This is a genomic window from Aureimonas sp. AU4 (genome assembly GCF_001463765.1).
Taxonomy (GTDB): Bacteria; Pseudomonadota; Alphaproteobacteria; order Rhizobiales; family Rhizobiaceae; genus Aureimonas.
Genome location: NZ_BBWK01000006.1, coordinates 165,638 through 186,008 on the forward strand (window position 1 = coordinate 165,638; position 20,371 = coordinate 186,008).

Annotated in this window: 24 protein-coding genes; 21 read left to right on the forward strand and 3 right to left on the reverse strand. The window is 70.1% G+C overall.

Going from position 1 to position 20,371, the window contains the following annotated elements; translation table 11 throughout:
- Window positions 1-5: 5 nt before the first annotated feature.
- Entirely contained in the window at window positions 6-1,256 is a 1,251-nt protein-coding gene (locus AUL35_RS03320) for an MFS transporter (RefSeq protein WP_082666071.1), read from the forward strand.
- Here the strand turns inward: AUL35_RS03320 and AUL35_RS03325 are convergent.
- On the reverse strand, window positions 1,253-1,600 hold the full coding sequence (locus AUL35_RS03325; protein ID WP_062011974.1) for a DUF427 domain-containing protein: 348 nt from the start codon (window positions 1,598-1,600) through the stop codon (window positions 1,253-1,255). The two genes, AUL35_RS03320 and AUL35_RS03325, sit on opposite strands and share 4 nt — an antisense overlap.
- Window positions 1,601-1,769: 169 nt before the next feature.
- Between AUL35_RS03325 and AUL35_RS03330 the strand changes: the two genes are divergently transcribed.
- From AUL35_RS03330 to yacG, 8 genes are all read left to right on the forward strand, one after another.
- Window positions 1,770-2,330 carry a sigma-70 family RNA polymerase sigma factor gene (locus AUL35_RS03330; RefSeq protein ID WP_062011976.1) on the forward strand — a complete coding sequence of 187 codons (561 nt, stop codon included), beginning with the start codon at window positions 1,770-1,772 and terminating at the stop codon, window positions 2,328-2,330.
- A complete protein-coding gene (locus tag AUL35_RS03335) occupies window positions 2,327-3,043 on the forward strand; it encodes an anti-sigma factor domain-containing protein (protein ID WP_062011978.1) in 717 nt (238 codons plus the stop codon). The genes AUL35_RS03330 and AUL35_RS03335 overlap by 4 nt, the downstream gene beginning before the upstream one ends.
- A gap of 121 nt (window positions 3,044-3,164) precedes the next feature.
- Window positions 3,165-3,725, forward strand: coding sequence for a fasciclin domain-containing protein (locus AUL35_RS03340; protein ID WP_062011980.1), 561 nt, complete (start codon window positions 3,165-3,167; stop codon window positions 3,723-3,725).
- Between the two features lie 125 nt (window positions 3,726-3,850).
- Entirely contained in the window at window positions 3,851-4,009 is a 159-nt protein-coding gene (locus AUL35_RS22480; protein WP_192847031.1) for a hypothetical protein, read from the forward strand.
- A 108-nt stretch (window positions 4,010-4,117) separates the two neighbouring features.
- Entirely contained in the window at window positions 4,118-5,407 is a 1,290-nt protein-coding gene (gene murA / locus AUL35_RS03345; protein WP_062011981.1) for a UDP-N-acetylglucosamine 1-carboxyvinyltransferase, read from the forward strand.
- Between the two features lie 168 nt (window positions 5,408-5,575).
- On the forward strand, window positions 5,576-5,794 hold the full coding sequence (gene infA, locus AUL35_RS03350; RefSeq protein WP_062011982.1) for a translation initiation factor IF-1: 219 nt from the start codon (window positions 5,576-5,578) through the stop codon (window positions 5,792-5,794).
- Between the two features lie 18 nt (window positions 5,795-5,812).
- A complete protein-coding gene (locus AUL35_RS03355) occupies window positions 5,813-6,454 on the forward strand; it encodes a Maf-like protein (RefSeq protein ID WP_062011983.1) in 642 nt (213 codons plus the stop codon).
- Window positions 6,451-6,660 carry a DNA gyrase inhibitor YacG gene (gene yacG / locus AUL35_RS03360; RefSeq protein WP_062011984.1) on the forward strand — a complete coding sequence of 70 codons (210 nt, stop codon included), beginning with the start codon at window positions 6,451-6,453 and terminating at the stop codon, window positions 6,658-6,660. The genes AUL35_RS03355 and yacG overlap by 4 nt, the downstream gene beginning before the upstream one ends.
- Before the next feature lie 167 nt (window positions 6,661-6,827).
- On the opposite strand, the gene AUL35_RS03365 is transcribed toward yacG, so the two are convergent.
- Window positions 6,828-7,433, reverse strand: coding sequence for a transglutaminase-like cysteine peptidase (locus AUL35_RS03365; protein WP_062011986.1), 606 nt, complete (start codon window positions 7,431-7,433; stop codon window positions 6,828-6,830).
- Window positions 7,434-7,459: 26 nt separating this feature from the next.
- Between AUL35_RS03365 and AUL35_RS21950 the strand changes: the two genes are divergently transcribed.
- Window positions 7,460-7,618, forward strand: a complete 159-nt coding sequence (locus tag AUL35_RS21950) for a hypothetical protein (RefSeq protein WP_156417812.1) — start codon at window positions 7,460-7,462, stop codon at window positions 7,616-7,618.
- 49 nt (window positions 7,619-7,667) lie between these two features.
- Here AUL35_RS21950 and AUL35_RS03370 read toward each other — a convergent pair whose 3' ends face one another.
- Window positions 7,668-8,459: a carboxylesterase gene (locus AUL35_RS03370; RefSeq protein WP_062011988.1), complete on the reverse strand. Its 792-nt coding sequence runs from the start codon at window positions 8,457-8,459 to the stop codon at window positions 7,668-7,670.
- A 223-nt stretch (window positions 8,460-8,682) separates the two neighbouring features.
- On the opposite strand from AUL35_RS03370, the gene infC reads away from it, so the two are divergent.
- The 11 genes from infC to dapB all read left to right on the forward strand — a co-directional run bounded on the left by infC (window position 8,683) and on the right by dapB (window position 20,366).
- Window positions 8,683-9,222, forward strand: coding sequence for a translation initiation factor IF-3 (gene infC / locus AUL35_RS03375; RefSeq protein ID WP_082666077.1), 540 nt, complete (start codon window positions 8,683-8,685; stop codon window positions 9,220-9,222).
- Window positions 9,223-9,495: 273 nt separating this feature from the next.
- The gene (rpmI, locus tag AUL35_RS03380) at window positions 9,496-9,696 is read left to right on the forward strand and encodes a 50S ribosomal protein L35 (RefSeq protein ID WP_062011992.1); all 201 of its coding nucleotides are present in this window, start codon (window positions 9,496-9,498) and stop codon (window positions 9,694-9,696) included.
- Window positions 9,697-9,735: 39 nt separating this feature from the next.
- Window positions 9,736-10,152, forward strand: a complete 417-nt coding sequence (gene rplT, locus AUL35_RS03385; protein WP_062011994.1) for a 50S ribosomal protein L20 — start codon at window positions 9,736-9,738, stop codon at window positions 10,150-10,152.
- Window positions 10,153-10,328: 176 nt separating this feature from the next.
- A complete protein-coding gene (gene pheS, locus AUL35_RS03390) occupies window positions 10,329-11,438 on the forward strand; it encodes a phenylalanine--tRNA ligase subunit alpha (RefSeq protein WP_082666073.1) in 1,110 nt (369 codons plus the stop codon).
- 78 nt (window positions 11,439-11,516) lie between these two features.
- Window positions 11,517-11,921 (forward strand): hypothetical protein, encoded by a 405-nt coding sequence (locus AUL35_RS03395; RefSeq protein WP_062011996.1) that lies wholly within the window; start codon window positions 11,517-11,519, stop codon window positions 11,919-11,921.
- A 44-nt stretch (window positions 11,922-11,965) separates the two neighbouring features.
- Window positions 11,966-14,389, forward strand: a complete 2,424-nt coding sequence (gene pheT / locus AUL35_RS03400; RefSeq protein WP_062011998.1) for a phenylalanine--tRNA ligase subunit beta — start codon at window positions 11,966-11,968, stop codon at window positions 14,387-14,389.
- A 30-nt stretch (window positions 14,390-14,419) separates the two neighbouring features.
- Window positions 14,420-15,406, forward strand: a complete 987-nt coding sequence (locus tag AUL35_RS03405) for a Gfo/Idh/MocA family protein (protein WP_062012000.1) — start codon at window positions 14,420-14,422, stop codon at window positions 15,404-15,406.
- Between the two features lie 95 nt (window positions 15,407-15,501).
- Complete coding sequence (mepA, locus tag AUL35_RS03410) at window positions 15,502-16,533, forward strand: penicillin-insensitive murein endopeptidase (RefSeq protein ID WP_062012003.1); 1,032 nt, start codon at window positions 15,502-15,504, stop codon at window positions 16,531-16,533.
- A gap of 75 nt (window positions 16,534-16,608) precedes the next feature.
- Complete coding sequence (locus tag AUL35_RS03415) at window positions 16,609-17,637, forward strand: glucokinase (protein WP_062012005.1); 1,029 nt, start codon at window positions 16,609-16,611, stop codon at window positions 17,635-17,637.
- Window positions 17,638-17,733: 96 nt separating this feature from the next.
- Window positions 17,734-19,551: an ABC transporter ATP-binding protein gene (locus AUL35_RS03420; protein WP_062012007.1), complete on the forward strand. Its 1,818-nt coding sequence runs from the start codon at window positions 17,734-17,736 to the stop codon at window positions 19,549-19,551.
- Window positions 19,548-20,366 carry a 4-hydroxy-tetrahydrodipicolinate reductase gene (gene dapB / locus AUL35_RS03425; protein WP_062012009.1) on the forward strand — a complete coding sequence of 273 codons (819 nt, stop codon included), beginning with the start codon at window positions 19,548-19,550 and terminating at the stop codon, window positions 20,364-20,366. Before AUL35_RS03420 ends, dapB begins: the two co-directional genes overlap by 4 nt.
- The last annotated feature ends 5 nt before the right edge of the window (window positions 20,367-20,371 follow it).

Below are 20,371 nucleotides of genomic sequence, written 5' to 3' on the forward strand. Positions count from 1 at the left end.
CCCGCATGAAACTCGATACCGCCGCAGAAGAGCGCCTGGCAGCCCATGCGGCCGCGCGCGGAAGCCCTCTCGGCCTCGCCCTGCGCGAGCCGACCGTTCGCGCGGCCATGCTCGGCGTCTTCTTCTTCGGCTTCTCGTTCGCCGCGACCGGCCCCTACCAGTCGGTCGTCGCGATCCGAGAGCTCGGCCTCGGCAACAGCCTCTACGCGGCGCTTCTCCTGGTTTCGGGCGCGGTGAACGTCGCCGTCAGCGTGGCGGTCGGCATGTGGGCCGACCGGATCGGCCGCTACCGCCCCCTGATGCTGGCGACCGCCCTGTTCGGGGTCGTCGGCAGCGCGCTGGTCTTCCTCGTGCCGAGCCAGACGAGCTTCGTTCTCGCCGTGCTTCTGCTTCTGCCGGTCTACGGCGCGGTGAACGGCTTGTTCTTCGCGACCGTGCGCCTCACGACCGACCGGCTCGACACCCACGCGGCCGGTGCGGTGAACTCCACCGTCCGCGCGGCGCTCTCCATGTCCTGGGTGCTGGTGCCGGGCCTGACCGCCGTTCTCCTGGCGGGCCGGGCGAGCCTTCTGCCGGCCTATCTGATCGGCAGCCTCGCCGCGCTGGCGCTGTTTCTGGTGGTCCTGTTCCTCCTGCCGCGCGAGCGCCCGCATGGAACGGCCGCGGGGCCGGCCGCGAGCGGGCTCGCCTCGCTTCTCACCCCTCAGGTCTCGCTGCGCATGGTGGCGCTCGCCCTCGTCTGCTCGGCGCTGCATCTCAACGGCACGCTGCTGCCGCTGATCGCCACCGGGCAGGCGAGGGGCCAGGTCGCCGACATCGGCATCGTCGTCGGCATCGTTGCGGCGCTGGAGGTGGTGTTTATCTTCGCCTGGACCCGCATCCAGCGGCGGATCAACGCGGTGCGCGCGCTGGCGCTCGGCACCGCGATCTACGCCGTCTACCTCGTCCTTCTGGGTCTGGCCGCTAGCCCCTGGCATCTCTACGCCCTGACCGGGATCAGCGGCTTCGGCGCCGCCGCCCTGATCAGCATTCCCATCACCTATCTGCAGGATCTCGTGCGCGGACGCCCGGGCCTCGGCTCGTCCTTGATCTCGGTGAACTTCTTCATGAGCGGGGGCGTGGCGGCCGCGATCTTCGCCCTCGGCACGCATGTCGCGAGCTACGGCGGGACGTCGGTCATCGGGGGCGCCGCCACGCTCGCGGGCGGCGCCATGATTCTCGCGCTCGACGGTCGGCGCGGAGCGCCGCCCGCCTAGACCGCCTGGCCGATCGCGATCCGCACCTTGTCGGGATAGAAGGCGATGTGGCCGGCGATGTCCTCGGCGCCGCTCTTGGGCGTCTCGTAGCTCCAGGCCGCGTCCGTCTCGCCGTAGCCCTCGGCCGAGATGTTCCAGTAGCGCGCCTCGCCCTTGTGCGGGCAGGTGGTGCGCCGGTCGCTCTCGTGCAGGAAGGCCATCTCGACGTCCTCGCGCGGCACGTAGACGACCGGCTCGCGACCGTTCTCGTGCAGGAGGATCGCCCGCTTGGTCGAGGCGATCACCGCGTCGTGGAAGAGGACGTTGATCGGGCGCGTGTCGTGTTCGGTCCGGATGGCGGACATGGATCTCTCCTGTAGCGGTGCGCGAAGGGCGCGTCAGAGGCGAAATCACGTGGCGCGCCCGCCGGTTCCCGTGCGCACCCACTTGCGTTGCGGCACGCTCCGAACCACAAGCGGAGACGGGAGCCGGTGCGTAGCCGGCACCCGGTCCGGGAGGTTACGAGCGATCCGCATGACCGCACCGCCATCGCCCCGCGAACATCTCGCCCGGCGCCTTCTCGCGGTCGCGGACGGCGAGCGGGATGCCCTGCGCGACGTCTACGACCTGACGGCCGCGAAACTCTTGGGCGTCTGCCTCCGTATCTTGGGAGACAGGGACGAGGCCGAGGACGTGCTGCAGGACGTATACATCGCGGTTTGGAACAAGGCGGACCGGTTCGACCCGGCGCGTGCGAGCCCGATCACGTGGCTCGCCACGATCGCCCGCAACCGCGCGATCGACCGGCTGCGGCAGCGCGGGAGCCGGGGCGGCACGGTTCCGGTCGAGGCGGCCGAGGCGGTGGCGGACGATGCGCCGGACGCCCTGATCCTTCTGGAAGGTCGGCAGGAGGCGCAGCGGCTTCGCGGCTGCCTCGGCGAACTCGACGAGCGCTCGCGCGGCCTCATCGCGTCGGCCTTCTTCGACGGGCGCACCTACGACGATCTGGCGCGCTCCGGCGCCATGCCGCTCGGCACGGTGAAGAGCATCGTGAGGCGGGGCCTCCAGCGACTGAAGGGATGCCTCGAGGCATGAGCGATCCGCTGGGCCCCTCCGAGATGGACGACGACATCCTGGCCGCCGAGCATGCGCTGGGCGCCTTGTCTGCACAGGAGCGCCGCGAGGCGGAGCGCCGGATCCATGCCGATCCCGCCTTCGCCGGTGCGGTGGAGCGCTGGAACGAGCGCCTGTCGCCGCTGCTGGAGGGCGTCGATCCCGTAGTGCCGTCGGGCGCGGTCTGGAGCGCCGTCGAGGCGCAACTGCCGCGCCGGCGCGCCCTGCGGGCGGCCAACGATTCACGCGTGGGCGTCTCGCCCTGGTGGCGGCGCGCCGCGATCGGCGCGGGCGGGCTGCTCGCGGCGAGCCTGGCGGCGATCGCCGTGATCGTCTCCTCGCCGGTCAGTCCCGGACAAACGCTCGCGGCCCGCGTCAGCGGCGCCGACGGCGTGCCGCTGCTGGCGGCGGTTCTCGATCCCGCCACCGGCCAGGCGATGCTGGTGCCGCTCGCCATGCATGCCGAGCCCGGACGCGTGCCCGAGCTCTGGTTCGTGCCGGCAGGGGGCGCGCCCGTGTCGCTGGGCGTTCTGGAAGGCGACCGGCCGCTGCGGATCAATCTCGTCTCGCGCCGCATGAGCCAGATGGAGACGCCCGGCGGCGCGCTGGCCGTGTCGATGGAGCCCGATGGTGGCTCGCCCACCGGCGCACCCACCGGCCCGGTGATAGGGCAGGGAGCGCTCGGCGCGATCTGATCGGTCGGTCCTGCGAAAAAATTTCGCGCCCGCTGCATCCGCTCGGCGGCGCCGCCTCGTAGCTTCCCACGCAACGGGCCGCCGGGAGGGCGGGCCCGACCAAGGGAAGGACGAGACGATCATGCTGAAGCTGCGCCCGATTCTCGCGACCGCCATCCTGAGCCTCGGCCTCACCGGCGCCGCGCTCGCGCAAGGGCCCGTCATGGTGGGCGGCGCGCCGATGTACGCCAACAAGACCATCGCCCAGAACGCGCCCGAGGCGCCGAACCTGACGACGCTGGTCGCGGCGGTGAAGGCGGCGGGCCTCGTCGACACGCTCGCCTCCAAGGGCCCGTTCACGGTCTTCGCGCCCACCAACCGCGCCTTCGAGAAGCTCCCCAAGGGCACGGTCGAGACGCTGGTGAAGCCCGAGAACAAGAAGACCCTCACCAGCATCCTGACCTACCATGTGGTCGCCGGCGACTACTCCGCCGCCCGCCTCATGCGCGAGGCGCGCCGCAACGGCGGCGAGGTCCACCTCAAGACCGTCGAGGGCGCGCCTCTCACCGTGAAGATGGAGGGCAAGCGCCTCGTGGTGATCGACCAGGCCGGCCACGGCGCGACGATCCAGACCCCTGACGTCAAGCAGGCCAACGGCGTCGTCCACGTCATCGGCTCGGTGCTGATGCCCAAGATGGGCTGAGGCGCCACACCGGCGGGGCCGCGTCCCGTCCCTCGCGTTCGGCCCCGTTCCAAGGCCCGGCTCAACCTCCCGAGCCGGGCCTTTCGCTTGTGGAAAAGGCGGTCGCGCCGCTATGGGTGGCGCGCATGAACAAGCTCTTCTCCATCCTCCTGATCGCGCTGATGCTGTTCCACCTCTGGCGCCCGCTCGGCTGGCCGGGCCTGCGGCGGCGCGGCGACTTCTGGCGCCTCGCGATCGTGGGAATGGTGGTGTTCGGGCTGGACGTTCTCCTGCGTCCGCACTGATCCCCCCGGCGCAAGCCCCGCATTTGCCGCACTGCCGTGGCTCGTGTAGGAACGCAAACTTTCGCAGGCTTACGAGCTTGCGACCCGGGGCGCGCCACAGGGGACTTCATGGACCGGATTCGCATTCGCGGCGGCAACGCCCTCAACGGGACGATCCCGATCTCCGGCGCCAAGAACGCGGCCCTGCCGCTGATGATCGCCTCGCTTCTGACCGACGACACGCTGACGCTCGAGAACGTGCCCCACCTGGCCGACGTCGAGCAGCTGATTCGCATTCTGGGTAATCACGGCGTTGACTACACCGTGTCGGGCAAGCGTCTGGCGACCCAGCCGGCCTCGGGCCGCACGATCCATTTCACCGCCCGCACCATCGTCGACACCACGGCGCCCTACGAGCTCGTCTCCAAGATGCGCGCGAGCTTCTGGGTGATCGGGCCGCTTCTCGCCCGTTGCCACAAGGCGCGCGTGTCGCTGCCGGGCGGCTGCGCGATCGGTACGCGGCCGGTCGATCTTTTCATCGACGGCCTGCGCGCGCTGGGCGCAGAGATCGACATCGACGCGGGCTACATCGTGGCCGAGGCCAAGGGCGGACTCGTCGGCAATCGCTACACCTTCCCGAAGGTCTCGGTCGGCGCGACCCACGTCATGCTCATGGCCGCCTCGCTCGCCAGGGGCGAGACCGTGATCGAGAACGCGGCTCGCGAGCCCGAGATCGTCGATCTCGCGCGCTGCCTCAACGCCATGGGCGCCCGGATCGAGGGCGCGGGCACCTCGACCATCACGATCCAGGGCGTCGAGGCCCTGTCGGGCGCGCGCCACCGCGTTCTGCCGGACCGGATCGAGACCGGCACCTACGCCATGGCGGTCGCCATGACGGGCGGCGACGTGACGCTCGAGGGAACGCGCACCGACCTTCTCCAGACCGCGCTGACCGCGCTCGGCGACGCGGGCGCCGAGATCACCGACACGCCCAACGGCATGCGCGTCTATCGCAACGGCAACGGCATCCGCCCCGTCGACGTCGTGACCGACCCGTTCCCCGGCTTTCCGACCGACCTCCAGGCGCAGTTCATGGCCCTCATGACGCGCGCCGACGGTGTCGCGCACATCACCGAGACCATCTTCGAGAACCGGTTCATGCACGTGCAGGAACTGGCCCGCCTGGGCGCGAAGATCTCGCTGTCGGGTCAGATGGCGCGCGTCGAGGGCGTGCCGCGCCTCGTCGGCGCACCGGTCATGGCGACCGATCTGCGCGCCTCGGTCAGCCTCGTGATCGCGGGCCTTGTCGCGGAAGGCGAGACGGTGGTGAACCGTGTCTACCACCTCGATCGCGGCTTCGAGCGGCTTGAGGAGAAGCTCGGCGCCTGCGGGGCCGAGATCGAGCGCATCAGCGGCTGAGAGGGGTCCGTCCCCTGCGATTTCGTGCGCGGCGCTTGCTTTTTGCGCCGCGAACAACGATCTAGGGCCGACATTCCCGATATGTTGACCGTCCCGCTGTGCGGGCGGCCGCTCTGGATCGCGCCGACCTTCGGGCCAGCCGACCCGCCCTGAAGGTTTAGAACACGCATGGCGAAAGAAGAAGTTCTCGAGTTTCCGGGGGTCGTCACCGAACTCCTGCCCAACGCGACCTTCCGCATCAAGCTCGAGAACGAACACGAGATCATCGCTCACACGGCCGGCCGGATGCGCAAGAACCGCATCCGCGTGCTGACGGGCGACAAGGTCCTGGTGGAAATGACGCCCTACGACCTGACCAAGGGCCGCATCACCTACCGCTTCAAGTAGCCCGAAGGGTCGTTTCAGATGGGCGGCAGCGCACTGGTTCTGGCGTCCGGCTCGCCGCGTCGCCTGGAACTTCTCCAGCAGGTCGGCATCGAGCCCGAGCGTCTTCTGCCCGCCGACATCGACGAGACGCCCGAGCGCTCCGAACACCCGCGCCAGTTGGCCAAGCGCCTCGCGCGCGACAAGGCGCGCGCGGCCTTCGAGGCCCTCAAGGCGCGCGGCGAGACCGGACGTTATGTCCTTGGCGCCGACACGGTGGTCGCCGTCGGCCGTCAGGTCGTGCCGAAGGCCGAGATCGAGGACGAGGCGGTCGACAACCTGCGCCTCCTGTCGGGCCGAACCCACCGGGTCTTCACGGGCGTCTGCCTCCTCACGCCGCGCGGGCGCGAGCGCATCCGCTTGGTGGAGACGCGCCTGCGCTTCAAGCGCCTGTCGCGCGAGGACATCGAACGCTACGTCGCCTCCGACGAGTGGCGCGGCAAGGCGGGCGGCTATGCCGTCCAAGGCCGCGCGGGCGCCTTCGTCGTGCGCATGATCGGCTCCTACACGAACGTCGTCGGCCTGCCGCTCTACGAGACGCTGTCGCTCCTGGAGGGCGAGGGCTTCAAGGTGCCGGCGCCCGGCGCCGTCGCGCCCGTCGTGGTCGCGGAGCCCGCCGCTTGAGCGAGAACGTCACGCCGCTTCGTCCGCGCCGCAAGTGCCCGGAATGCGGGCGTCCTTCCGAGCGCGAAACCTTTCCCTTCTGCTCGCCGCGCTGCAAGGCGGTGGACCTGAACCGGTGGCTGTCGGGCGCCTACGTCATTCCCGGTCCCTCGCTCGGCGAGGAGGGCGCTCCCATCGCCGACGACGAGGACCGCTCGCGCGACTGAGCCGTCAGGGCGGCTGACGGAACCTCGCAAGTCCGGACTGTCGGGTCTTCGTCGCCGATGCTTCGTGGCGACGCCCGTCCATGCGCCGCACGGGGTGGCGCCCGGCTCCTCGTCTCGCCCGCAGATGCGTCGTCAGCCCTCGGCCCGCGGGTTCTGTCGGGCACGCTTCAGGGCGTGACGGCGCTGACCACGGGATCCGAATCCGACTCGATCGCGACCCACAGGCCGGGATTGTCGGTCGATTGCCGCTTCAGGAAGCTGTACGGCGCCTCGCGCCAGGGCAGGACCCGCCAGTCGAGGTTGTCGAGCACGAAGTCGCCCTGCTTCGTGCGCAGCGTCAGCACCGCGTGACCCGTGCCGTCGCGCTTGCGAACCACCGTCATCAGGAGATCCGACATGGGGAGTCCGGCCGCGTGCAGGCGCGCGCGCTTCAGAAGCGCGTAGTCCTCGCAGTCTCCCGCCTTGTCGGGAATCGTCCACCGCTCCTCGCGCCCGTAGAGTTCCTGGTCCGAGGCGGGCTTGATCTGCGTGTTCACGGCGGTGTTCACGTCGGCGACGACCTTCGCCAGCTTCGCCGTCAGGTCGGCCGGCGCGCCGAGGTCGGCGCCCTTGAGCGGCGCGCAGTCCCCGGGTTGCTCCCGGCAGTAGTCGAAGTGGCCGAAGGGCTGCTTGGTGAAGCCGCCGACGGGCATGATGCTCGTCGCGGCCTGCGAGGCCGAGCCGGAAAAAAGGCAAAGCAGGAGCGCTGCGCCGAACACGCGCCGAAAAACCATCGCGATCTCCGTCGGTCGAGCGGCCCGTGTCCCGCTCGAACATCATCGTGAGTGCGACGCAAAAACCTGTCAATTGGGGGGAAAGCGTGAAGCTGTCGCGAAAATCGCGCGGCGGCGCGCAAGATGGAAGAGATGCGTTGAAAGGCAAGGAGTTTGCGCGGCTTTCTTCGCGTTTCGTCGTGTGACGTCGCGCGCGCGCTGTTGCCGATCCGTCACGAAACCGTCGCCTCACCGTCACTCGGTGGATGCGATCTCCTCGAGAAGCTCCAGCACGGCCCGTTCCATGCGCCGCAGATCCGCCGGCTGGGACAGGCGATGGTCCCCCTGGCGCACGAGCGTCATCGTGACGTTCTCGCTGGGCAGGAGGGCGGCGAGGTCGAGCGCGTGCTGGTAGGGCACCTCGCGGTCCTCCATTCCCTGGATGATTCGCACGGGAAGCCCGCCGAGGTCGATCGGGCGATCCATCACCGTGGACGCGCGCCCGTCCTCCATCAGGCGGCGCGAGTACACCATCCCCTCGCCATAGGGGGAGGGTTCCATGAAGCGCCCGGTCTCCTCCAGTTCGCGGCGCTGATCCTCGCTCAGGCGCGGCTCCACGAGGCGGGTCGTGAAGTCCGGGGCGGGGGCAAGGAGAAGGAGGCCCGCGACCGGGTTTCGTCCATTCTCGCGCAGACGCTCGACGAGGCGCAGCGCGACCCAGGCGCCCATGCTGGAGCCGGCGAGCACGACCGGACCCTCCGGCGCAAGCGCCTCGACGGCGGCCCGCGCGTCCTCGGTCCAGAGCCCGATCGTGCCGTCCTCGAACCGGCCCTCGGAGGCTCCGTGGCCGCGATAATCGAAGCGCAGGAAGCCGAAGCCCGCCAGTGCCGCCAGCGCGTCGAGCGCCTCGGCCTTGGTGCCGGTCATGTCGGAGCGAAGGCCCCCCAGCCAGACGACGGTCGGCAGGCGCCCGGAAACGGCCGCCCAGGCAAGCGCCGGCTCGTTGTTGCGGCGCAGGCGGCCGGCGGATCGGGAGGTCTCGGACATGGGTTGGGCGCGCTCCGCTGGTCTCGTCGGACCGGAACCGTTCGCCGGCCTTGGCATTTTTTGGCCTCGTGGCACGTGAAAAGCGCGCCGGGACGTGTTATATCGAGATGGAAATCCGACCGAGCCGCGCTCGGCGGGCGGCGCCCCTGGTGATCCGGCCCGCGCCCTGCGGCGGCCGAGATGTCGCAAACGCCATTATCGTCGTCAACCGGAGTCAACGACCATTCGCAGACCCTTTCGCGCCCCGCCCACTCAGAAGGAAGGCCCTCGTTCCAACCGCGACATTCGCGTCCCGCAGATTCAGCTGATCGATGCCGACGGCCAGAATCGCGGTGTGACGGCGACCGCGGACGCGTTGGCCATGGCCGAGGAAGCGGGTCTCGACCTCGTCGAGATCGTGCCCAATGCCTTGCCGCCGGTCTGCAAGATCGTCGATCTCGGTCGCTTGAAATACGAGGGGCAGAAGAAGGCCGCCGAGGCGCGCAAGCGCCAGAAGATCATCGAGGTCAAGGAGATCAAGATGAGGCCCAACATCGACGACCACGACTACGACACCAAGATGAAGGCGGTGCGCCGCTTCTTCGAGGAGGGCGACAAGGTCAAGGTCACGCTGCGCTTCCGTGGTCGCGAGATGGCGCACCAGGAGCTCGGCATGAAGCTCCTGAGCCGCGTGCGCGAGGAAACGGCCGAGATCTCGAAGGTCGAGGCCGAACCCAAGCTCGAAGGCCGCCAGATGATGATGGTGCTCGCCCCCAAGGGCTGAGTTCCAAGGCGCGTTGGTGCCGGATCGATGCGAGGGGCGGGCCGCCTGCGGCTCGCCCTTTTCGTTTCGCGACGCGCGATTGCGTTTTTTGTGACGGATCGCTATAAGCCGCCCGTTCAACGACGAGCCGCCTGGCAGGGCATGCCATGTCGGCTCCGAAAGCTGTCGCGACCTTCGACTTTTGCTCGATCGGTGCCAGCCGGACCCATCTGGCCGCAGGGCTGGCAGGGGCCGCTTGCGCCGCGTTCGCGATCCTGACCCTAGGAGAGCCAAATGCCCAAGATGAAGACGAAGGCGAGCGCCAAGAAGCGCTTTCGCATGACCGCCAGCGGCAAGGTGAAGGCCGGTGCCGCCGGCAAGCGCCACGGCATGATCAAGCGCTCCAACGACTTTATTCGCAACGCCCGCGGATCGATGATCCTGCACGAGGCCGACGCGAAGATCGTCAAGATCTACATGCCCTACAACCGCTGAACGCGGCCGGGCCACTAGAGATTTCAAGGAGATAAGATCATGGCACGCGTCAAGCGGGGCGTTACGTCCCACGCCAAGCACAAGAAGGTCCTGAAGGCCGCCAAGGGCTTCTACGGCCGTCGCAAGAACACGATCCGCGCCGCCAAGGCCGCGGTGGATCGCTCCAAGCAGTACGCCACGCGCGATCGCCGCGCCAAGAAGCGCAACTTCCGCGCTCTCTGGATCCAGCGCATCAACGCCGGCGTGCGCGAGCACGGCCTGACCTACGCGCGCTTCATCGACGGCTTGAACAAGGCCGGCATCGAGGTCGACCGCAAGGTCCTCTCCGACATCGCGATCCACGAGCCCGAGGCGTTCGCCGCGCTGGTCGAGCAGTCGCGTTCGGCGCTGGGCTACATCGGCGAGACCAGCCAGACCGAGCACGCCCGTGCGGTCGGCGAGAAGCGCGCCGCCTGATAGGCCGCGACGCCCCTGACGGGGCGTTGCGCGAAGCTTAGAAAAAGGGGCTGCGATCCGGAGGGGTCGCGGCCCCTTTCGCGTTCCGGCCGGGCCGTCGCGGCAAAGGCTTGCCCTTCTGCGGCTTGAGCCTCTAGGAAGACCGCTGCCGCGCGGGTTCGCTTGCGCCCGCCAGGATGCCCGAATTCGAGGACTGCCCCGTGACCGACCTTTCCGCGCTTGAAACCCGCTACCTCACAGCCGTGGCCGAGGCCGGCGACGAGGCGGCGCTGGAGGCGGTGCGCCTAGAGGCGCTCGGCAAGAAGGGCGAGGTGTCCGAACTCCTCAAGGGCCTCGGCCGCATGAGCCCGGAGGAGCGCCGCGAGGCGGGCCCCGCGATCAACGGCTTGCGCGACCGCCTGCAGTCGGCGCTTGCCGAGCGCCGCGAGACGCTGGCCGGCGCCGCGATCGAGGCGCGGCTTGCCGCCGAGCGCCTCGACGTGACGCTGCCCGTGCGCGCCTCGCCGCTGTCGCGCGGGCGGCTGCACCCGATCAGCCAGGTGATCGACGAGATCACCGCGATCTTCTCCGACCTCGGCTTCTCGGTCGCCGATGGGCCGGACATCGAGTCTGACTACTACAACTTCACGGCGCTGAACTTCCCGGTCGGCCATCCCGCGCGCGAGATGCACGACACGTTCTTTCTACCGGCGGGCGCGGACGGCGAGCGCAAGGTGCTGCGCACCCACACCTCGCCCGTGCAGATCCGCACGATGGAGGCGCAGAAGCCCCCGATCCGCATCGTCATCCCCGGCAAGACCTACCGGCAGGATTCCGACGCCACCCACTCGCCGATGTTCCATCAGGTCGAGGGGCTAGTGATCGACCGCACGGCCAACGTCGCCAACATGAAGTGGGTGCTCCAGACCTTCTGCGAGGCCTTCTTCGAGGTGCCGAAGGTGAACATGCGCTTCCGCCCCTCGTTCTTCCCCTTTACCGAGCCCTCGATGGAGGTCGACATCCAGTGCGACCGTTCGCGTCCCGGCGAGGTGCGTTTCGGAGAGGGGAGCGACTGGATGGAAATCCTGGGCTGCGGCATGGTGCATCCCAACGTCCTGCGGGCCGGCGGGCTCGATCCCGACGAGTATCAGGGCTTCGCCTGGGGCATGGGCATCGACCGCATCGCGATGCTGAAATACGGCATGCCGGACCTGCGCGCCTTCTTCGACGCCGACGCGCGCTGGATCGAGCATTACGGCTTCCGCCCGCTCGACATGCCGACACTGTTCGGCGGCCTGTCGGCCTGACGCCCGTGCCGGTTTGACCCGCCCCCGAAAGGCGGGCATGACCGGGCACCATCCAAGCCTTCGCGAGAAAGAGATCCCATGGCTCCTGGCGCCGCCGGCATCGCCCGCTTCACCGTGGTGGAGTTCATCGCGGTCGTGGCGGGCGCCATCATCGGGCTTCTCGCGACGGCACTGTTCGGCTGGCTCTTCGTCTCGATCGGCTTCGGCACGGTGGCGGCATCGGCGGGCTACTACGTGCTGGCGCTGGTCACGGTCGCGATCTTCTCGGGCCTTTACGCCTATCTGCCGGGCACGCCCGCGACGCTCGCCTCGCTCGCCGTCGGCATCCTCCTGCCGACGCTGATCGTGCGCTTCTCGTTCGACGCGCCCCAGCCGCTCGGTACGCTGCTCCTTCTCCACCTCGTGTTCGCGCTGGTCGCGCTCTCGGTCTACCGCTTCGTCCATGCCGGCGGGCTGACGGGCACGCAGCCGAACCGTCCCTGATCCCAGCGCCGCCCGCGCGTCCCTTTTGCAAGTTTAGGCATCCCATGAAGTTCACGCTGTCCTGGCTGAAGGATCACCTCGAGACCGACGCCTCGCTCGACGAGATCGCCGAGCGGCTGACTTCGCTCGGGCTCGAGGTCGAGGCGATCGACCGGCAGGCGAAGCTCGCGCCCTTTGTGATCGCCCGTGTTCTCGACGCCAGGCGCCATCCCGACGCCGAACGCCTCCAGGTGCTGACCGTCGACGCGGGGCCCGCCGTCAACCAGGGCAAGCCGCTCCAGATCGTCTGCGGCGCGCCCAATGCGCGGGCCGGGCTCGTCGGCGTCCTCGGCCTGCCGGGCACCTACGTTCCGGGCATCGACACGACGCTCGGCGTCGGCAAGATCCGGGGCGTCGAGAGCTTCGGCATGATGTGCTCCGAGCGCGAGCTCGAACTCTCCGACGAGCATAACGGCATCATCGACCTCGCCCCCGACGCGCCGGTCGGGGAGAGCTTCGCCACGTGGCGCGGGCTCGTCGATCCCGTGATCGAGATCGGCCTGACCCCGAACCGGCCGGATGCGACCGGTATCCATGGCATCGCGCGCGACCTTGCGGCCTCCGGCCTCGGCACGCTCAAGACCGCTGCGGTCGAGCCGATTGCAGGCGAGGGCGAGTGCCCGGTGCGCGTGTCGCTGGAAAGCCCGGTCTGCCGACGCTTCGCCCTGCGCCTTGTGCGCGGCGTGCGGAACGGCCCCTCGCCGGACTGGATGCAGCAGCGCCTGCGCGCCATCGGCCTTCGCCCGATCAACGCGCTGGTCGACATCACCAACTACCTGACCTTCGACCGGGGCCGCCCGCTCCACGTCTTCGACGCCGCCAAGGTCGCGGGCGACACCCTGCACGTGCGGGGCGCTCGGACCGGCGAGGAGATCCTGGCTCTCGACGGGCGAACCTACGCTTTGCCCGAGGGCGCCTGCGTGATCGCCGATGCGAACGGCGCCGAATCGATCGCCGGCATCATGGGCGGCGAGCATTCGGGCTGCGACGAGACGACCAACGACGTCCTGATAGAGGCGGCGCTCTGGGAGCCGCTCGCCATCGCCCGCACGGGCCGCACGCTCGGCATCTCGACCGACGCGCGCTACCGCTTCGAGCGCGGCGTCGATCCCGCCTTCAACGAGCCTGGCCTCGATCTGGCGACCCGCATGGTGATCGAGCTCTGTGGCGGCCAGCCGACCCGGGCACTCGTGGAAGGCGGGGAGGCCGCCGCGCGCGAGCCGATCCGCCTGCCGCAGACCGAGGTCGAGCGGCTGACCGGGCTCGCCGTGCCCTTCGAGCGCCAGCGGGAGATCCTGACGCGGCTCGGCTTCGAGGTGCGTGCCGGGCGCGACGAGGCCTCCGCCGAGGTCGTGGCGCCGAGCTGGCGCCCCGACATCGACGGCAAGGCCGACCTTGTGGAGGAGGTCATGCGCCTGGTCGGCGTCGACCGGATCGAGCCGCAGCCGCTGCCGCGCCTGTCGGGTGTGAACCAGCGGGTTTTGACCCATGCGCAGGTGCGCGACCGCACCGTGCGCCGGGCGCTCGCCACGCGCGGCATGCTGGAGGCGGTGACCTACAGCTTCGTGTCGCGCGAGGCGGCAGAGGCCTTCGGCGGCGGCGAGGCCAGCCTGCGCCTCGACAACCCGATCGCGGCCGACCTGTCGGACATGCGTCCCTCGCTCCTGCCCAACCTCGTGGCGGCCGCCTCGCGCAACGCGCGGGCCGGCTACCCCGACACGGCGCTCTTCGAGGTCGCGGCCGTCTACCGGTCCGACAGCCCGGAGGGGCAGCGGCGCGTGGCCGGCGGCGTGCGCCGCGGCACCGCGAAGCTGACGGGCGGCGGACGCGACTGGAGCGGCGCGGCGCCGAGCGTCGACGTGTTCGACGCCAAGAGCGACGCGCTCGCCGCGCTCGAGGCGGCCGGCGTGCCGGTGGAGCGCCTCCAGTTCGAGACGCCCGCGAGTCCCTGGTATCATCCCGGCCGCTCGGCCCGCGTGAAGCTCGGGCCCAAGACCGTTCTGGCCGAGTTCGGCGAGCTCCATCCGACTGTCCTCAAGCGCATGGGCGCGACCGGCACGTTCGCCGCCTTCGAGGTCTTCCTCGACGAGGCGCCCGAGGCCAAGCGCAAGGCGACGCGCACCAAGCCCGTCCTGCAGCTCTCGCCCTTCCAGCCGGTGCGCCGCGACTTCGCCTTCGCGGTGCCTCGCGACGTCGAGGCGATCCGTCTCGTGCGCGCGGCGGAAGGGGCGGACCGCAAGCTGATCGGCGAGGTCCGCGTCTTCGACGTGTTCGAGGGCGGCGCGCTGGGCGATGGGGCGAAGTCGGTCGCGATCGAGGTCACGCTCCTGCCGCAGGACCGCACGCTCACCGACGAGGATCTGGAAGCGGTGTCGGGCAAGATCGTCGCCGCCGTCGCCAAGGCGACCGGCGCGACGCTGCGCGCCTGAGGTTTGATAAGATGAAGGGGAGGGAAGGCCATGCTGCGCTGGGGTATCGTGAGTGGGGCGAAGATCGCCCGCGAGCAGGTCATTCCCGCCATCCTGAAGGCGGAAGGTTGCCGGCTGGAAGCGATCGCGAGCCGCGACCGCTCGCGCGCCGAGACGCTGGCGCTCCACTTCGGCGCGCCGCATGCCTTCGGCTCCTATGAGGCGATGCTGGAAAGCCCGGAGGTGGACGCGGTCTACATTCCGCTGCCGACCTCGCAGCACGTGGAGTGGACGCTCAAGGCGATCGAGGCCGGCAAGCACGTGCTGGTCGAGAAGCCGCTGGCGCTTCACGCCGACCAGATCCAGCCGCTGATCGAGGCGCGCGACCGGCACGGCGTCCAGGTCGCCGAAGCCTTCATGGTGCGATACCACCCGCAGTGGCTTCTCGTGCGCCGCCTGATTGAGGAGGGGCGCATCGGTCGCCTTCGCCACGTGCAGGGGGCGTTCAGCTACCACAACGTCGACCCGGCCAACATGCGCAACCAGGTCGAGCTCGGCGGCGGCGCGCTGCCGGACATCGGCGTGTATCCGGTCGTGACCACGCGGCTTTCCACGGGCCTCGAGCCGACCCGTGCCCGCGCTCGCATCGAGCGCGACCCCAAGTTCGGCACCGACATCTTCTCGGAATGCGAGGTCGACTTCGGCGCGTTCCGTCTGAGCTTCTACCTGTCCACCCAGCTCGCCGCGCGCCAGACCATGGTGTTCCACGGCACGGAAGGCTTCATCGAGGTGGACGGCGCCTTCAACGCCGGCCTCTACGCACAGGCCGCCGTCCATTGGCACGATCAGAACCATGGCCATGCCGAGACCTGGCGCTTCGGCGCGGCCGACCAGTACCGGCTGCAGACGGAAGCCTTCGCACGCGCGGTCGCCGGCTCCGGCGAGCCGTTGTTCAGCCTGGAGGAGTCGGTGCTCAACCAGCGCGTGATCGACGCCCTCTACGCCTCCGACCGCGACAAGGCCGACGCGCCGGTCTGAGGCCGGCGCAAGCTCCGAGCCATCCGCCCGCCTTAGTTTCGCCCGGGGCGCCGCCGAGAGGTGGCGCTCGCCGACGCGTGGGGAGTGGACAGGTCATGGGGCAGACAGCGGGACGTGGGCGGATGGCCGCGCTGGCGGCGGCGCTGCTTCTGGTCGGTACCGGCGCGACGCTCGCCCAGACCCCCGCCAAGGAACTCTTCGGCGCCAAGACGCGCCCCTCCGACGGAGCGCCGGCCGCGATCGGCTTCTACTCGCACGGCTGCCTTCAGGGCGCCATGCAGATGCCGGCCGACGGCCCGACCTGGCAGGTGATGAAGCCCTCGCGCAACCGCGCCTTCGCTCATCCCGCCATGATCTCGCTGCTTCAGCGCATCTCGCGCGACGCGGCACGGCAGGCGAACTGGCGCGGCCTCCTCTTCGGCGACATGGCCCAGCCGCGAGGCGGGCCGATGCGCGACGGGCACGCCTCGCATCAGATCGGCCTCGACGCCGACATCTACCTGACCGAGATGCCGAACCGGCGCCTGTCGAACGCCGAGCGCGATTCGATGCCGCTGCCCTCGCTGATCGACCCGAAGACCACGCATCTCAACGAGCGCCGTTGGCGTCCCGAGATCGCGGCCCTCATCAAGACCGCCGCCAACGAGCCGGAGGTGGAGCGCCTCTTCGTTCACCCCGGCATCAAGGAGAAGCTGTGCAAGGTGGCGGGCCGCGACCGCGCCTGGCTCAACAAGGTGCGGCCGATGTTCGGCCACGACTACCACTTCCACGTCCGCATGAAGTGCCTGCCCGGCTCCAAGACCTGCGAGCCGCAGGAATCCACCGGCAAGGGCGACGGTTGTGACAAGCTGGACTGGTGGTTCGACGTGGCGCTGAAGCCGCCCCCGCCGAACGCCAAGCCCTACAAGAAGCCGCCGCCGCTCTTCATGACGGCGCTGCCGAAGGCCTGCGCGGCGGTTCTGGCGGAGCCGGACGCGCAGGCGCCCGCCATCGCCTCTGCGACGCGTGCCGCGACGCCGCCGGCCGCCGCCTACGCCGCGCCCGAGCCGACCGCCGTTGCCCCGGCTCCCGCACCGGCCGCCCCGTCCGGCGGCATGCCGATGCCCCGTTTTCGCTCGGGCGGCTGAGGGCGGCTTTTGCCGCCGGCCTCCGGGTGCTAGGGGAGGGCGCAGACGGCTTCAAACGATTGAAACGGGTGACGCATGACCGCCACGCACGAGAGCGCCGACGCCTTGAAGTTTCCGATCTTGATCGGTGACATCGGCGGCACCAACGCCCGTTTCGCGATCCTGGTGGACGCCTTCGCCGAGCCCAAGACCTTTCCGGTCGTCCAAACCGCCGACTTCGCCAACATCGACCAGGCGATCCAGGACAGCGTCCTCGACAAGACCTCGCTCCAGCCGCGCTCGGCCGTGCTTGCCGTGGCGGGGCCGATCGACGGCGACGAGATCGACCTCACCAACTGTCCCTGGGTGGTGCGCCCGCGCAACCTGATCCGCGACCTCGGCTTCGAGGAGGTCATCGTCCTCAACGACTTCGAGGCGCAGGCGCTGGCCGTCTCGGCCCTGCCGGAGACCGGGCGCGCGCAGATCGGCGGCGGCACGGTGCGCGAGGGCGCGAGCCGCGTCGTCGTCGGACCGGGCACGGGCCTCGGGGTCGCGGGCCTCGTGCGCGCCCGCAAGATGTGGATTCCCGTGGCGGGCGAGGGCGGGCACGTCGATCTCGGCCCGCGCACCGAGCGCGATCGCGCGCTCTGGCCCCATCTCGACACGATCGAGGGCCGCGTCTCGGCCGAGCAGGTCCTGTGCGGACGCGGCCTCGTCAACCTCTACCGCGCCATCTGCCGCACCGACGGGGCGCAAGCTCCCCACATGACCCCGGCCGAGGTGAGCGATGCCGCCCTGCACGGGCAGGACGAGCAGGCAGTCGAGGCGGTGCATCTGTTCGCGACCTATCTCGGCCGCGTGGCGGGCGACCTCGCGCTGATCTTCATGGCGCGCGGCGGCGTCTACATCGCGGGCGGCATCTTCGGACGCCTCGTGCCGATGCTGCGGCCGGCCGAGATCCGTGCCGCGTTCGAGGACAAGGCGCCCCATACCGAACTCCTGCGCGACATCCCGCTTTTCGCGATCACGCAGCCGCTCGCCGCGCTCGCGGGCCTCGCCACCTTCGCCCGCTCGCCGCGCTTCTACGGCCTGGAGACCACCGGCCGGCGCTGGACGCGCGTCTGACCTTTCGACCCGTGGTAGGCAGAAACCGGCTTTGCGGCTATAGAGCCGCCGCAAGCCGCGTTTGTCTGACGGCTGACATCATCTGAACGGACCGGCTTGAAGAAGACCCTGTCGCTCTCCGCCCCGGAGGAACGGGGCCAGGCCTGGCGCGTCCTGCGCCGCGTCATCGCCGAGAACGCCCGCGCGCATCTTCGCGGCTACGCGGTGGCGGTCGTGTGCCTTGTCCTCGTCGCGCTCTCGACCGCCTTCCTCGCCTGGATCATGCGCGACGTGATCGACGAGATTTTCGTGTCCGGCAATAGGGCCGTCCTGTTCTCGCTGCCGGTCGCGGTGTTCCTGTCGTTCCTCGTGCGCGGCTTTGCGACCTACGGGCAGGGCGTCATCCTCGCGCGCATCGGCAACGACGTCGTCGCAGGCTACCAGCGCCGGCTCTACGCGCACCTGACCAGCCTCTCGGTCGGCTACTTCAACCGCACCCGTTCCGCGCAGCTCGCCGCCCGCATCAACCAGAACGTCTCGGGCGTGCGCGACACGCTGAACCTCACCGTCACGTCGATCGCGCGCGATCTCCTGACGCTGATCTTCCTGGTGTTCGCCATGATCTGGCAGGACTGGGTCCTGTCGCTGATCGCGCTCACCGCCGGGCCGCCGATCGGCATCATGATCGCCCGCCTGTCGCGCAAGCTGCGCAAGGCGACGCGCCAGTCGGTCGACCTGAACGCGCGTGTGCTCGGCGCCATGCAGGAGACGGTGCAGGGCATCCACGTCGTGAAGGCCTTCACGATGGAGGAGGATCTTCAGGGGCGCACCGAGACGCTGATCCGGGCCGCCGAGGAGCGTTCCAACCGCATCGCGGCGATCACCGAGCGCTCCGGGCCCGTCACCGAGACCGTCGCGGGCTTGGCTGTCGCCGCCGTGATCGCCTGGTCGGGCTACCGCGCGATCGTCTACGGCACATCGCCCGGCGCCATGTTCGCCTTCATCACGGCGCTGCTCCTCGCCTACGACCCCGCGCGCCGCCTTGCGCGGCTCCAGGTCCAGCTGGAGCGGGCGCTGGTGAACGCGCAGATGATCTACGAGATCCTCGACGAGACGCCCGAGCAGGCCGACCGGCCGGGCGCCGTGCCCCTGCGGGTGACGAGCGGCGAAGTCCGCTTCGAGGACGTGCGCTTCGGCTACCATGCGGGCGAGCCCGTTCTGCGCGGCCTCGCCTTCACCGCGCCCGCCGGGCGCACCACGGCGCTGGTCGGCGCGTCGGGAGGCGGCAAGACCACCGTTCTAGCCCTTCTCGAACGCTTCTATGACCCCGAGGCCGGGCGTATCCTGATCGACGGGCAGGACATCGCGGGCGTGACGCAGGGCTCGCTTCGCCGGCAGATCTCCTACGTGCCGCAGCACCCGACGCTGTTCGAGGGCACGATCCGCGACAACATCCGCTTCGGCCGGCCGGAGGCGAGCGACGCCGAGGTCGAGGACGCCGCGCGCCGTGCCCAGGCGGAGGAGTTCATCCTGGCGGCACCCATGGGCTACGACACGCCGGTCGGCGAGAATGGCCTGACCTTGTCGGGCGGCCAGCGCCAGCGCCTGTCGATCGCCCGCGCGCTCCTGCGAGACGCCCCGATCCTGGTGCTCGACGAGGCGACCTCGGCGCTCGATTCTCGCTCCGAGGCCCTGGTGCAGCGCGCGCTGGACGAGGCGATGCGCGAGCGCACCGTGATCGTCGTGGCGCACCGCCTGTCGACCGTTCGCCATGCCGCGCAAATTCTCGTGGTGGATCGCGGGCGCATCGCCGAAAGCGGCTCGCACGACGAGCTGATGGCACGTGCCGGCGGGCTCTATGCGCGGCTCAACGCGATGACGCACGACATGGAAGCCGACGGCGAGGCGCGTCTGGAAAGGGCGGAGGCATCATGAGCGAAGACCTGAGGCTGGCGATCCTGGGGGCTGGCGGGCGCATGGGGCGCACGCTCCTGCGGCTGGCCGGCGAGACGCCGGGCCTGCGTGTCGCGGCCGCTCTGGAGCGCGAGGGCTCGGAACTCGCCGGCACGGACGCCGCAGCGCTGGGCGGCCCGCCGGGCGTGCGCGTCGAGACCGACATCGCCGCCGCGCTCGGTCGCGTGGATGCCGTGATCGACTTCACCGCGCCCGCCGCCAGCGTCGCGATGGCGAGGCTGGCCGCCGAGCGCGGCCTCGTTCACGTGATCGGCACGACCGGCTGCACCCCCGAGGACGATGCGCGCATCGCCGAGGCCGCTGCGGGCGCGCGCATCGTGAAGTCCGGCAACATGAGCCTTGGCGTGAATCTCCTGGCGGTGCTTCTGGAACAGGCGGCGAAATCCCTGCCGGCCGAATTTTTCGACATCGAGATCCTGGAGATGCACCACCGGCACAAGGTCGACGCGCCGTCCGGCACGGCGCTCCTCCTCGGGCAGGCCGCCGCGCAGGGGCGCGGCGTCGAACTGGACGAGGCGAGCGTGCGGGTGCGCGACGGGCACACCGGCGCGCGGCCGCAAGGGGCGATCGGCTTCGCGACCCTGCGCGGCGGCTCCGTGGTCGGCGAGCACGCCGCGATCCTGGCGGGCGAGGGCGAGCGCATCGAGCTGACGCACCGCGCCGAGGACCGTGCGATCTTCGCGCGCGGCGCCCTGCGCGCCGTGCTCTGGGCCGCTTCGCAGCCGCCCGGCCTCTACTCCATGCGCGACGTCCTCGGCCTCGCGCGCCCCGCCTGACCATT

Excerpts from the sequence above, each read along its gene's own strand:
- AUL35_RS22480 (WP_192847031.1), top strand. The coding sequence starts at position 3,851 with ATGAACAAGCTCTTCTCCATCCTCCTGATCGCGCTGATGCTGTTCCAC.
- AUL35_RS03370 (WP_062011988.1), bottom strand. The coding sequence starts at position 8,459 with ATGTCCGAGACCTCCCGATCCGCCGGCCGCCTGCGCCGCAACAACGAG.
- murA (WP_062011981.1), top strand. The coding sequence starts at position 4,118 with ATGGACCGGATTCGCATTCGCGGCGGCAACGCCCTCAACGGGACGATC.
- AUL35_RS03355 (WP_062011983.1), top strand. The coding sequence starts at position 5,813 with ATGGGCGGCAGCGCACTGGTTCTGGCGTCCGGCTCGCCGCGTCGCCTG.
- AUL35_RS03365 (WP_062011986.1), bottom strand. The coding sequence starts at position 7,433 with ATGGTTTTTCGGCGCGTGTTCGGCGCAGCGCTCCTGCTTTGCCTTTTT.
- AUL35_RS03415 (WP_062012005.1), top strand. The coding sequence starts at position 16,609 with ATGACCGCCACGCACGAGAGCGCCGACGCCTTGAAGTTTCCGATCTTG.
- AUL35_RS03325 (WP_062011974.1), bottom strand. The coding sequence starts at position 1,600 with ATGTCCGCCATCCGGACCGAACACGACACGCGCCCGATCAACGTCCTC.
- rpmI (WP_062011992.1), top strand. The coding sequence starts at position 9,496 with ATGCCCAAGATGAAGACGAAGGCGAGCGCCAAGAAGCGCTTTCGCATG.
- AUL35_RS03320 (WP_082666071.1), top strand. The coding sequence starts at position 6 with ATGAAACTCGATACCGCCGCAGAAGAGCGCCTGGCAGCCCATGCGGCC.
- mepA (WP_062012003.1), top strand. The coding sequence starts at position 15,502 with ATGGGGCAGACAGCGGGACGTGGGCGGATGGCCGCGCTGGCGGCGGCG.
- AUL35_RS03405 (WP_062012000.1), top strand. The coding sequence starts at position 14,420 with ATGCTGCGCTGGGGTATCGTGAGTGGGGCGAAGATCGCCCGCGAGCAG.
- rplT (WP_062011994.1), top strand. The coding sequence starts at position 9,736 with ATGGCACGCGTCAAGCGGGGCGTTACGTCCCACGCCAAGCACAAGAAG.
- pheT (WP_062011998.1), top strand. The coding sequence starts at position 11,966 with ATGAAGTTCACGCTGTCCTGGCTGAAGGATCACCTCGAGACCGACGCC.
- infA (WP_062011982.1), top strand. The coding sequence starts at position 5,576 with ATGGCGAAAGAAGAAGTTCTCGAGTTTCCGGGGGTCGTCACCGAACTC.
- AUL35_RS03335 (WP_062011978.1), top strand. The coding sequence starts at position 2,327 with ATGAGCGATCCGCTGGGCCCCTCCGAGATGGACGACGACATCCTGGCC.
- AUL35_RS03330 (WP_062011976.1), top strand. The coding sequence starts at position 1,770 with ATGACCGCACCGCCATCGCCCCGCGAACATCTCGCCCGGCGCCTTCTC.
- pheS (WP_082666073.1), top strand. The coding sequence starts at position 10,329 with ATGCCCGAATTCGAGGACTGCCCCGTGACCGACCTTTCCGCGCTTGAA.
- AUL35_RS03395 (WP_062011996.1), top strand. The coding sequence starts at position 11,517 with ATGGCTCCTGGCGCCGCCGGCATCGCCCGCTTCACCGTGGTGGAGTTC.
- AUL35_RS03340 (WP_062011980.1), top strand. The coding sequence starts at position 3,165 with ATGCTGAAGCTGCGCCCGATTCTCGCGACCGCCATCCTGAGCCTCGGC.
- dapB (WP_062012009.1), top strand. The coding sequence starts at position 19,548 with ATGAGCGAAGACCTGAGGCTGGCGATCCTGGGGGCTGGCGGGCGCATG.